This is a genomic window from Brenneria corticis (assembly GCF_003115855.1).
Taxonomy (GTDB): domain Bacteria; phylum Pseudomonadota; class Gammaproteobacteria; order Enterobacterales; family Enterobacteriaceae; genus Brenneria; species Brenneria corticis.
Genome location: NZ_KZ819081.1, coordinates 34,103 through 45,949 on the forward strand (window position 1 = coordinate 34,103; position 11,847 = coordinate 45,949).

Annotated in this window: 11 protein-coding genes; 9 read left to right on the forward strand and 2 right to left on the reverse strand. The window is 57.1% G+C overall.

The features are described 5' to 3' along the window. Positions 1-13 precede the first annotated feature (13 nt). The 3 genes from DDT56_RS13200 to DDT56_RS13210 are packed head-to-tail and all read left to right on the forward strand — an operon-like array spanning position 14 to position 2,332. Positions 14-1,126, forward strand: a complete 1,113-nt coding sequence (locus tag DDT56_RS13200; RefSeq protein WP_210417029.1) for an ABC transporter permease — start codon at positions 14-16, stop codon at positions 1,124-1,126. A gap of 2 nt (positions 1,127-1,128) precedes the next feature. Next, positions 1,129-1,845 carry an ABC transporter ATP-binding protein gene (locus DDT56_RS13205; RefSeq protein ID WP_136166906.1) on the forward strand — a complete coding sequence of 239 codons (717 nt, stop codon included), beginning with the start codon at positions 1,129-1,131 and terminating at the stop codon, positions 1,843-1,845. Next, on the forward strand, positions 1,832-2,332 hold the full coding sequence (locus tag DDT56_RS13210) for a TlpA family protein disulfide reductase (RefSeq protein ID WP_136166907.1): 501 nt from the start codon (positions 1,832-1,834) through the stop codon (positions 2,330-2,332). The genes DDT56_RS13205 and DDT56_RS13210 overlap by 14 nt, the downstream gene beginning before the upstream one ends. A 44-nt stretch (positions 2,333-2,376) precedes the next feature. Here DDT56_RS13210 and DDT56_RS13215 read toward each other — a convergent pair whose 3' ends face one another. After that, positions 2,377-3,354 (reverse strand): DMT family transporter, encoded by a 978-nt coding sequence (locus DDT56_RS13215; RefSeq protein ID WP_136166908.1) that lies wholly within the window; start codon positions 3,352-3,354, stop codon positions 2,377-2,379. 391 nt (positions 3,355-3,745) lie between these two features. Between DDT56_RS13215 and cbl the strand changes: the two genes are divergently transcribed. After that, positions 3,746-4,699 carry an HTH-type transcriptional regulator Cbl gene (cbl, locus tag DDT56_RS13220; RefSeq protein WP_136166909.1) on the forward strand — a complete coding sequence of 318 codons (954 nt, stop codon included), beginning with the start codon at positions 3,746-3,748 and terminating at the stop codon, positions 4,697-4,699. A gap of 496 nt (positions 4,700-5,195) precedes the next feature. Further along, on the forward strand, positions 5,196-6,518 hold the full coding sequence (gene gltP, locus DDT56_RS13225; RefSeq protein WP_136166910.1) for a glutamate/aspartate:proton symporter GltP: 1,323 nt from the start codon (positions 5,196-5,198) through the stop codon (positions 6,516-6,518). A 125-nt stretch (positions 6,519-6,643) separates the two neighbouring features. Here gltP and DDT56_RS13230 read toward each other — a convergent pair whose 3' ends face one another. Further along, the gene (locus DDT56_RS13230; protein WP_136166911.1) at positions 6,644-7,753 is read right to left on the reverse strand and encodes an iron-containing alcohol dehydrogenase family protein; all 1,110 of its coding nucleotides are present in this window, start codon (positions 7,751-7,753) and stop codon (positions 6,644-6,646) included. 426 nt (positions 7,754-8,179) lie between these two features. Here DDT56_RS13230 and DDT56_RS13235 point away from each other — a divergent pair, with 426 nt between their 5' ends. The 4 genes from DDT56_RS13235 to DDT56_RS13250 all read left to right on the forward strand — a co-directional run bounded on the left by DDT56_RS13235 (position 8,180) and on the right by DDT56_RS13250 (position 11,847). After that, complete coding sequence (locus DDT56_RS13235) at positions 8,180-9,199, forward strand: malate/lactate/ureidoglycolate dehydrogenase (RefSeq protein WP_136166912.1); 1,020 nt, start codon at positions 8,180-8,182, stop codon at positions 9,197-9,199. A 90-nt stretch (positions 9,200-9,289) separates the two neighbouring features. Next, positions 9,290-10,276 carry a taurine ABC transporter substrate-binding protein gene (locus DDT56_RS13240; RefSeq protein ID WP_136166999.1) on the forward strand — a complete coding sequence of 329 codons (987 nt, stop codon included), beginning with the start codon at positions 9,290-9,292 and terminating at the stop codon, positions 10,274-10,276. Between the two features lie 6 nt (positions 10,277-10,282). After that, positions 10,283-11,053, forward strand: a complete 771-nt coding sequence (locus tag DDT56_RS13245) for an ABC transporter permease (protein WP_136166913.1) — start codon at positions 10,283-10,285, stop codon at positions 11,051-11,053. Next, positions 11,053-11,847, forward strand: coding sequence for an ABC transporter ATP-binding protein (locus DDT56_RS13250; RefSeq protein ID WP_136166914.1), 795 nt, complete (start codon positions 11,053-11,055; stop codon positions 11,845-11,847). Before DDT56_RS13245 ends, DDT56_RS13250 begins: the two co-directional genes overlap by 1 nt.

The following is an 11,847-nucleotide window of genomic DNA, read 5'->3' on the forward strand; positions in this document are numbered from 1 at the left end:
CTGGATGAACGGGATGTTCTGGCGGCTGGTGATCCGCGCGTTGCGGCTGCGGATGCAGCGGGTCGGCGTGGTGTTCGCCGCCCTGACGGTGGGCGCGGCGATCGTCACCGCCATGTCGGCGGTGTATTTCGACATCAATGCCAAAATGAGTCAGGAACTGCGCACCTTCGGGGCGAACTTTTATATCGGCCCCGCGCGCGGCAATGCGCTGCCCCAGCCAACGTTTCAGCAGATCGTCGACGGCGCGCCGGCCGGGCTAATCAATGCCGCCAGCCCGTACCTGTATGGCATGGCGCGCACCGAACTGGAAAAGGTGGTGCTGATGGGGGTGTGGTTTGAATCATTGCGTCCGCTCGCCCCTTACTGGCAGGTAAAGGGGAACTGGATCGGCGTCAGCTTTGACGATCGCAACGCGATGATCGGCGTCAAGCTGGCGGAGCGGCTGAACGTTAAGGTCGGCGACGGCATTACGCTGGTCGGCGACGGCGATAGGCAGCGTTTGCAGATTAAAGGCATTGTGGAATCCGGCGACGCCACGGACAACATGCTGATCGTCAGTCTGGATCTGGCGCAGAAATGGCTGGATAAACCGGGGGCGATCAGCAATGCGCTACTCAGCGTCAGCAACGATCTGGGGCAGGTGGACCAGTTCGCCGCGCGGCTGCAACAGCAGTATCCGCAGTTGGAAATCCGGCCGATCCTCAAGGTCTCCGCCTCCGAAGGGCAGGTGCTGAATAAAATCAAAGGGCTGATGGGGCTGGTATCGGCGGTGATACTGGTGCTCTCCTCGCTGTGCGTCAACACCACCCTGATGGCGATTGTCGGCGAGCGGGCGCGCGAGTTCGCCCTGCAGAAAGCGCTGGGCGCCAGCGGGCGGGATATTATCCGCCAGATGCTGGCGGAGACCGGCATCATTGCGCTGGCGGCGGCGCTGTGCGGTTCGCTGCTCGGCTACCTGCTGGCGCAGATTCTGGGGATGGCGGTGTTCAACGCGACGATCTCGCTGCGGGCGCCGGTCTTTCCGCTGACGCTGCTGCTCTCGCTGCTGGTGGCCGCCGTCGCGGCCATTGTTCCCACCCGACGGGCGATTCATGTCGAACCGGCCAAAGTATTAAAAGGAGAGTAGCGATGTCCTCATCGATAAATGAGCAGGGCGCGGAGCAGGCGCCGGAGGCGGTAATTGAAACACGCCGGCTATACAAGCGTTTTGGACAGGTTACCGCGCTGGAGGATATCAATATTCGCATTGCCCGCGGTGAGTTTGTCGCCATTATGGGCGCTTCGGGATCGGGCAAAACCACCCTGATGAATATCCTCACCTGTCTGGATACGGTCAGCGAAGGTCAGGTGCTGCTGGATGGCGTTGACGCCGCGGCGCTGGATGAAGAAGGGCGGCGTAAATTCCGCGCCGACAAGATCGGCCTGGTGTTTCAGCAATTCCACCTGATTCCCTTTTTGACCGCGCTGGAAAACATCATGCTGGCGCAGCATTACCACAGTATCGTGGATGAACCCGCGGCGCGGCGGGTGCTGGAGCAGGTGGGTCTGGCCCACCGCATCGGTCATTTACCCAGCCAGCTTTCCGGCGGCGAGCAGCAGCGGGTGTGTATCGCCCGGGCGCTGGTGAACGAGCCGCCGGTTGTCTTCGCCGATGAACCGACCGGCAATCTGGATGAGGAAAATGAACGGCGGGTGCTGGATCTGCTACAGGATTTGCACCATCAGGGGCGCACCGTGGTGATGGTGACGCATAACCCCGAGCTGGGCAAGTTCGCCGATCGCATTATCCGTTTGCAGCACGGTAAATATTTCGGCGAGGAGGTGAATCATCATGTTATGGCGTAACGGTTTACCGGCTTGTTGTCTGCTGGCCGCATTGGCGTTGCTCGGCGGCTGTAAAGAGGAACAGGTCAGCGTCGGGGCGCCGGCGCCCGCGCTGGCCGCTTATGATCTGGCCGGGCAACCGGCGGACCTGAGCCGCTGGCGGGGGAAAAACGTCTATCTGAACTTCTGGTCCGCGGGCTGCGGCGGTTGCCTGGCGGAAATGGCGACGCTGGAAAAACTCAGCCAGCGCTACGGCGATAAAATCGTGGTGGTGGCGGTGAATACCGACCCGGACGGCGTGGATATCGCCCCGCTGTTGGCGCAGCAAACGGTGAACTACCCGGTTATCCGCGATCAGCTAGGGATCACCAAAGAGCGTTACCAGGTTATCGGCACCCCCACGTCATTTATCATCGACGGCGGCGGTAAGGTCACCGCCCAGCATCAGGGCGCCAGAGACGAGCGGCAATTGACGGAACTGTTTGCGCGGCTGGCCCGCGGAAGCTGATTTCGCCGGCGGCGAATAGCGGTATCGTCCGGCTTATTCCCGCGTTATTTCCCCGCCGGATCGGCGACCGCCACCGGCACCACCACCGGTCTGGGCTTGATTCTGACCGCATAAATCACGCCGGCGACCAGGCAGAACACGCCGCCCAGCGTCAGCAGCGGCGGCCAGGATTGGCGGATGATAAATGAATAGGTCAGCCCCGCCAGCGTTTCAAACACCACCAGCGGGCCGATCAGCACGGTCGGCAACCGCTGGCTGGCTTCGTTCCAGCATAGCGTGCCCAGCCATGAGCAAAACAGGCCGATAACGATCATCAGGGTAATAAACACCGCCGGCCGCGGGCCGAACGGCAGGGGGAAATCCTCGCGGCCGAGCGCCAGCTGGCCGCAAACCAGCAGGTATCCCAGCAAAGCCAAGGGCAGCGTGACCAGCCCCTGCGCGGTGGCCCAGGTGGTGGGCGTTTTGCCGGTGTTTTCACGCAGCCAGCGGGCGTTGCGCAGCGGATACCAGGTCCAGCAGGCCATCGCCGCCAGCGCCAGCGCGATGCCGCCGAGATAGCGCCAGAGGTCCAGCGAAGCCGTCGCGGCGCTCAGCTCCGCGATGTTGACCAGAAGCAGCCCGACGGCGATAAGCACCAGCGCGGGAGCCAGCTGCCGCCATAACACCTTGCCGTCATGCCGGCTGTAGAGCAGATTGGCGCTAACGGCGATCGCCACCGGCAGGGTGCCGATAATCATGGTCGAAACCGGGGCGCCGGTACGCTGAATCGCGCTGGCCAGGCAGAAATAGTAGAGCAGATTGCCGATAGCGGAGAGCTTGATCGCTTCACGCCAGTCATTGCCGCTAAGCAGCCGTAACCGATGGCGATCGAGCCAGGCCAGCGGTAAAGCGATCAGGCCGAAGGCAAGATAGCGGCCTGTCGATTGCAACGCGGCGGGGTATTCAGGCACCAGCAAGGGGCCGACAAAAATCAATCCCCACATCAGCCCGGCACAAAGGGCGAAAACAACGCCAGTCAACATGATAAACCTTATTTAAATCGTTTGAGTAACGCGCGCCTGAATTAGCTTTTCACCGCAGCTTAACGCTTATTCCGTCACCTGTATCGCTATTTCCCTACCCGGCGTCAATAGCGCCGGTCAGGCAAATTATTAGACTTGAAGATTATAACTAATATCTAAAAGATTTATCACGCGATGGGCGCTGATGTGTCAGTTTATGATAATGTATTTTTAACTTATTGAATATAAAGTATTTATTGTTGATTTTTGCCTTTATTTTTGTCTGAAAGGCAGCGGCTAACTTTTCTTAGTATAAAAAAATATAATCAAATCGATTTCCTTATTTGTCCCGGGCATTATTTCTTCGTATCAATGTTACATTCTGAATATCGCAACAGTGATGGAGTGAAGGGTGAATTTTCAGCAACTGAAGATTATTCGTGAATCAGCACGGTGCAATTACAACCTGACCGAAGTGGCGAATACCCTGTTTACCTCGCAATCCGGGGTGAGTCGTCATATCCGCGAGCTGGAAGAGGAACTGGGGATTGAAATATTTGTCCGCCGGGGTAAACGCCTGCTGGGCATGACCGAACCGGGCAAAGAGTTGCTGATTGTGGCGGAAAGGATCCTGAACGACGCCAGCAATATCCGCCGGTTGGCCAATGTATTTACCAACAATGATACCGGCCAGTTGGTCATCGCCACCACCCACACCCAGGCGCGTTACAGTTTGCCACAGGTGATTAAAGCGTTCCGCGCGCTTTATCCCCAGGTGCGTCTGGTACTTAATCAGGGCACGCCTGAAGAGATCGTGGCGATGCTGCATTCAGGGGAAGCAGATATCGGCATTGCCAGTGAACGCCTGATTAACGATGCTTCTCTGGCGGCTTTTCCCTATTACCGCTGGCACCATTCAATCGTGGTGCCGGAAGATCACCCGCTGGCGCGCGAGCCGGTGGTGACGCTGGATATGCTTAACGCGGCGCCGCTGATTACCTATCGTCAGGGGATTACCGGGCGTTCCCGCGTCGACCGCGCCTTTCAGGCGGCGGGCATGGCGCCGGATATTACGCTGAGCGCGCAGGACTCCGACGTCATCAAAACCTATGTGGAACTGGGGCTGGGGGTCGGCATTCTGGCTGATAAGGCCTACGATCCGGTTCGCGACAAAGGGCTGGTGCGCCTGAACGCCGAACATCTGTTTGAAGCCAATACCGTGTGGCTGGGGTTAAAAAAGAACCAGTTACAGCGTAACTATGCCTGGAAGTTTATCCAGCTGTGTAATACCGAGCTGTCTCTGGCCGAGATTAAAGACAAGGTCTTTGCCGAGAACGACGAGAATGTGATCGACTATCAAATCTGAGCCGCGGCAAGCGGCGCTTAATCCTATCGCCCGGCTCGGTCGGCGCCTGAGGGATCGCCGCTGCGAACCTTGAAATCCGTCGCATGAGTCCCTGATTTATCAGCCAGAAAATTTCTGGCTGCCCGCTTTTTTCCGCCGCCGTTTTACCTCTTTCCCGCCTCGTTTGAGCAGCCGGGCTAATGCATTCCATTAGCATAGTTATGGTTTCCGCGATAAACAATCCACTTGATCTCGCCGTGGCGGGATAGTAGCATCCCCACGCATAACAATAACATATGTTTGGTATTTTGTTTTTAGATACAAAGAGTTGTGGGTTTTTATTGCATAAATATGTAATTCATTCTGCGTACCGATACGACAATAAACGTCGGTAACTGCCCCATCCAAACATGCCTGATACTTGCTGTCTCCACGCTTATTTTACGGTTCACGTTGAGCCGGAATTTGCGCTATCGCCATTCGTTCCTGGCGGGGAGTTTTGAAACGGAAAATCGCTATGAAAACACAGAAAATCAGTCTGGCCTGGCAAATTCTTATTGCGCTGGTGCTTGGTATCGCGCTCGGCGCCGTATTGCACGAACAGGCGGACAGCCGCCAATGGCTGATCGGTAATATTCTCAGCCCGGCCGGCGATATCTTTATCCGCCTGATTAAGATGATCGTCGTACCCATCGTTATCGCCACCTTGATTGTGGGGATTGCCGGGGTCGGCGACGCCAAAAAGCTGGGCCGCATCGGTCTGAAGACCATCCTCTATTTTGAGGTGGTCACCACATTAGCCATTATTTTGGGTATTACCCTGGCGAACGTGTTTCAACCGGGGACGGGCATCGATATGTCGATCCTGACCTCCGCGGATATCTCGCAATATGAAAAAACCACCGAACAGGTGCAAAGCGGCTCTCATAGCCTGGTGAGCACCGTTCTGTCGCTGATCCCGCCGAATATTTTTGCCGCGGTGGCCAACGGCGATATGCTGCCGATTATTTTCTTCTCGGTGCTGTTCGGTCTGGGGCTGTCATCGCTGTCAAAAGAGCATCGCGACCCCCTGCTGAACGTGTTTCGCGGCGTCTCGGAAACCATGTTCAAAGTGACGCATATGATCATGCGCTATGCGCCGGTCGGCGTGTTCGCGCTGATTTCGGTCACGGTGGCGAACTTCGGTTTCGCCTCGCTGCTGCCGTTGGCAAAGCTGGTGGTGCTGGTGTATGGCGCCATCCTGTTCTTTGCCCTGATCGTGCTGGGGGGGATTGCCCGCCTGTGTAAATTGCGTATCACCACATTGATTCGCATTCTGAAAGACGAACTGATCCTCTCTTATTCCACCGCCAGTTCGGAAACCGTGCTGCCGCGCATTATCGAGAAGATGGAAGCCTATGGCGCGCCGAAATCGATCACCAGTTTTGTGGTGCCGACCGGCTATTCGTTTAATCTGGATGGTTCGACGCTGTATCAGAGCATCGCGGCGATCTTTATCGCGCAGCTATATGGCATCGAGCTCTCTATCGGGCAGGAAATTGTGCTGGTGCTGACCCTGATGCTGACCTCGAAAGGGATCGCCGGCGTTCCCGGCGTCTCTTTTGTGGTTCTGCTGGCAACGCTCGGCAGCGTGGGGATCCCGCTGGAAGGTCTGGCGTTTATCGCCGGCGTGGACCGTATTCTGGATATGGCGCGTACCGCGCTGAACGTGGTGGGCAATGCCCTGGCCGTGCTGGTGATTGCCAAATGGGAACATCAGTTTGACGAGAAAAAGGCGCGGGCCTACGAACGCGAACTGCGCAGCGGAAACAGCGACCCCGTGCAGCAGGAACAGGGGTAGTTATCCCGCCGCGTTGCCAATAATAACCCACTCCCAGCCTCCCCCTTGCCAGGGGGAGGAGCAAAATGCCCTCCCCTGTGAAGGGGAGGGACGGGGTGGGGTCATTACCTAGCAGCCGGACCACATCAAGCGGCGCGATTGTCATTAACCACGGCGAATGCCGTTAGCTGTTGCGTACTCCGCAACGCCTTGCCAATGCGTTCCGGCTCGACGGAAAAGGGCAGCCGCGCGGCGATGTGGGAACCGATCTTCACGTTTTTTACAATCTCATCAACCTGTGAAGGCCGATCGCCGAGGCCGAGCGAATCCAGCGTCAGCGGACTGCCGTAGCGGCGAAGCTGCAATAACAGCTCTTCTCTGTCATGAGCATCGTCATGTTCGAGAAAGGCCTGGACCGCCAGACCGAATCCGACTTTTTCACCGTGCAGCCAGTGATGTAATTCCGGCAGGCGCGTCATGCTGTTATGAATGGCGTGCGCGACGCCGATACGCGGCACATCGTCTTTCATGCTGTTAGCCACGCCCGCCAGCGCGATAACGGCGTCAATCACTTTGCGTAAGGCCGGCGTAACCTGCTTTTGCTGATTATCCGCAATGGCCTGTTCGCCGTAGCTGTTAAACGTATCCACCGCCAGTCTGGCGGCCTGCGCTTTCAGCGCCAGAGCCAGCCCCTCGTCGCCGTTGCGCAGATAGGGCAGGAATTCATACCACTTCGCCAGCGCGTCGACGATGCCGGCCTTAAGGTAGCGCGGCGGGCTTTGCGCAATCACTTCGCCGTCGACCAGTACCCATACGGGCAGCCGCTTCAGCGCCAACGGCCCCTGGTGCGCTCCCGTCTCGCTGTAAATCACGCTGATGGGCGACCAGGCGGCACAGGTCGCCGCAATGGTCGGGACGGTAATGACCGGGATCTGCCCCAAGACTTCACCGACGGCTTTGGCCGAATCCAACACGCGACCCCCGCCGATGCCCAGAATCAATTCGGCCCCAAACTCTCGCGCCTGAACGGTCAATGCTTCTATTGCCGGCTTGGTGCAGTCGCCCGGCAGAAATTCAATCCGATACTTCAAACCCTGTAGGTTCAGGCTGTGCTCGACTTTTTCTGACGTCGCCTGCCATGCCTGCGGGCTGGTAATAATCAGCAGGGTTTCGGCCAGGGGTTTTACAAACTCACCGACGGCGCCGATGACGCCATCACGATTCAGATAGGTTCCAGGCGCTTGTATTGCGATCATGTCCGTGACCTCCGATATATCCGCGGAAAAGGAAATAGATCAGTTGTAGCAGCGATGCGGAAAGCGGCAAAAGAATGATTCTGATTATGCATGGATGAATTTTGCATAACCGGGAGAGGGCGATATTGTTTTATGCGGAACCGTATCAACAAGCAGAGAACGCCGTAATTTTAATCTTTTTTTAATATAGACAAAGTCTGGTTTCTGTTCGGCCGGCTTTAAAAGGAATTTCCTGTTTATTTATAAAGTCCTTTTTGGAATAACTTAGAATGAATGCCCCGTTGTTTATTAAATATCAATTAAATATCGGACACTTATTTCATTATAACAATATTGGATATAGATAGTTTTATTTCTCATTTAGGGATAAAAATGCCGGCGTTATAGTGTTGCCTACATTATTTAATTCAGTATTCAGAGTTGATTATGCCGGTATTTAGTCATCATTATTTACGAGATTATCTGCGCGCCCAATTAGTGAATGTCGCGGTGGATGCGAGCGTGGCGCAGATTGTGGCGGATAATCTGGTGGAGTCGAGCCTAAAAGGACATGATTCGCACGGCGTCAGCATGCTGCCGCGCTATATCGCCGCCATCAGGGAAGGGGGGCTGTCACCGCACGCCAATGCTGAAAAAACGCTGGATTTCGGGCCGTTGATCTCTTTTGACGGCCGGCAGGGATTCGGGCAGGTGGTGGCGCAGCAGGCGTTAGCCGAAGGGATTGCCCGCGCGCTGGATCAAGGGGTCGCCGTGGTCAGTCTGGCGGACGCGCATCATCTGGGACGTATCGGCGCCTGGGCCGAACAGGCGGCGAGCGCCGGCCTGGTTTCCCTGCATTTCGCCAATGTTCATTCCACGGTGGTATTGCCGTGGCAGGGGGAACTGCCCCGCTTTGGCACCAATCCTTTCTGCGTGGGGGTTCCGGTCGAAGGCGACGAACCGGTGATTCTGGATTTCGCCACCAGCGTGATAGCCGGTAATAAAGCGCGTATCGCCTGGAATGAAGGGAAGCAACTGCCGCCGGGGTGCATTGTGGACAATCAGGGGAAACCGACGGTCGATCCGCGCTGGCTGATGGAGCAGCCGCTGGGGGCGCTGCTGCCGTTCGGCCAGCATAAAGGGGCGGGGCTATCGCTTATTTGCTCGCTGCTGGGAGCGGCCTTGACCGGCGGCCGAACCGAACGCACGGCAAAGGGCGAAAAAAAGCAGATTATCAATAGCATGCTGTCTATTCTGATAGACCCTCAGCGCTTAGGCGGCGCTGAAACCTACCGCCAGGAAATTCCTGCATTATTGGCCTGGGTTCGCCAGTCCCGTGACGACGGGGAGTTATTATTGCCGGGCGATCCGGAAAAACAAAAATATCGTCAGCGTCTCGAAGAGGGTATTTACGTTGATGATACCAGTTGGAAGCAGCTTGCCGATTTAAATACGCAGGTTGCGTAAAACAGTGGTTTTTCATTTAAAGCTTATTTAATTTATTTTAATCCAATAGGGAAACTAAACGTGAGCAAAAAACTATTCAGCGCGGTAGGAATGAGCGGTCTGTTATTTATCGCCACCTCTGCATGGGCGGCGGAAAATAGGCCGGAAGAAGTGCGGGTGGCCTATAGCGGCGGCTCACAGGTATTGGTGCTGGCTAAGGCGGACGGTTCGCTGGAAAAAGCGCTCGGCACGCCGGTCAAGTGGGTGCAATTCGCCTCTGGCGCCGATGCGCTCAACTATTTCGCCAGCAACGCCATCGATATCGCCAACTTTGGCTCCAGCCCGGCGGCCGCCGGTATCGTGCGCAAATTGCCTATCGAGATTATCGGCGTTTCCGGGGTGATTGCCACCTATGAGCGGCTGATCGGCAAACAGGGCATTAATTCGCTGAAGGATATCGAAGGCAAACGCGTGGCGTATCCGCCCAATTCGACCGCCCAGTATGCGCTGGAAGCGGCGATAGCCGTTCACAAGCTCGATCGCAGCAAAATAAACCTGATACCGTTACGTCCGGCTGAAATGGTGGCGGCGTGGAAACGCGGCGATATCGACGCCGGCTATGTCTGGGCGCCCTTTGCCCAGGAACTGGAAGCTTCCGGCGGGCACGGCGTATTCGCCACCAAGGATCTGCAAAAAGACGGCTACCTGATCTACAACAACTATGTGGTCAGAAAGGCGTTTGCCCAGCAGTATCCGCAAACCGTTGCCCGTTTCCTTCGCGTGCATCAGCAAAAAGTGAATGAATTCCGCCAGGATCCGGAGAAAGCCGCGGCGACGGTGGCAAAAGAGGTCGGCGCGCCGGTCACCACGGCCACCAATACCTTGTCAGGTCTGGAATATCCGACGCTCGAAGAGCAGGCGACGGCGCAATGGCTGGGCGACGGCACCAATACCGACCAAAGCGGGATCGGGCAGGCGGTCGCCAAAACGGCGCGCTTCCTGGAAAGTATCGGTGAAGTTCGCCAGCGTGATATCCCTTCCTCCTATGCCGACGCCATCAACTCATCCTATATACAGCAGGCAGGGAAAGGAAATTAACGGATCATGGGAAAGTGGTCCTACGCATTAATAAGCATCACGTCAGTCGCGCTGGTGCTGGTTTTATGGCAGATCGCCGGGGTCAGGCAGTGGGTCGATCCGCTGCTTTTACCGCCGCTGTCGGATATCGGTTTAACCGCGACGGAACTGATGCACGACGGCTACCGTCAGGTTCCGCTGTGGCAGCATATTCTGGTCAGCGTCGCCAGGGCGCTGAGCGCATTCAGCGTGGCGATTATCACCGGCGTCCCCCTGGGGCTGCTGATGGGGCTGTCCGCCCCGGTCGCCGCGGTGTTTAATCCATTTGTGCAGTTTTTGCGTCCGCTGCCGAAGATCGCGCTGATCCCGCTGGCGGTGGTGTGGCTGGGGATCGGCGAGGAGTCCAAGTTCTTCCTGATTTTCATCGCCACCTTTCTGAGCGTGGTGGTCGGCGCCAATGCCGCCGTGGAGCGTATCGGCCGCAACCGTATCCGGGTGGCGCAGACGCTGGGGGCAAGCCGCGGACAGATTTTCTGTCGCGTGGTATTGCCCGATACGCTGCCTGAATTATTCACCACCGTGAGGCTGGCGATCGGTATCGGCTGGACGTCGCTGATCGCCGCCGAAATGGTGGCGGCGACCTCGGGGATTGGCTGGATGGTGATGAACGCCAGTTCCTATTTACGCACGGATATCGTCATGCTGGGAATTTTACTGCTGGGCGGCATCGGCTATTTGCTGGATTTGCTGCTGGTGGGACTCCAGCGCATTCTGGTGCCGTGGGCGGGGAAAGAATAATGACCGACCAACAACAGACGCATATCGCCCTGGAACGCGTCAGCCTCGCCTTTCCCTCCCAGAGCGGGGCGTTAACCGTACTGGATGACGTCTCGCTGCGGGTGACCCGCGGGGAGTTCGTGGTGCTGCTCGGGCCTTCCGGGTGCGGTAAATCGACCATTTTGAATTTGATTGCCGGTTTCGAAAAGCCCGGCAGCGGGAAAGTGCTCTGCGCGGGACAGCCCGTCTCCGGGCCGGGGCCGTCGCGCGGGATGGTTTTTCAGCAGGCCAATCTATTTCCGTGGCTGACGGTGCTGGACAACGTCACCTTTGGCCCGCGTATGCAGGGAGCCGATAAAAAACAGGTCCGGCGCGAAGCGGCGGACTACCTGTCGCTGGTGGGGCTGGATGATTTTCATCAGCACTATCCGTGGCAGCTATCCGGCGGCATGAAACAGCGGGTGGCATTAGCCAGGGCGTGGCTGCCTCAGCCTGAGGTCCTGCTGATGGATGAGCCATTCGGCGCATTAGACGCGCAAACCCGGCTGATGATGCAAGAGCTTTTGCTGTCCGCCTGGCAGAAAACCGGCACGACGCTGCTGTTTGTGACCCATGACGTTGAAGAATCGCTGTTTCTGGCCGACCGGGTGCTGGTGATGTCGGCCCGTCCCGGACGTATCGCCGAGGAGATTCATCTGCCGTTCGGCCGTGAGCGAAATATTGAAACCCTGGCGCAGCATCCGCAATACGCCGAGCTTAAGCGCCACGTTTTGCACCGGGTGCGCGAAGAAGCGCGACGCCATATCAATCTGTAA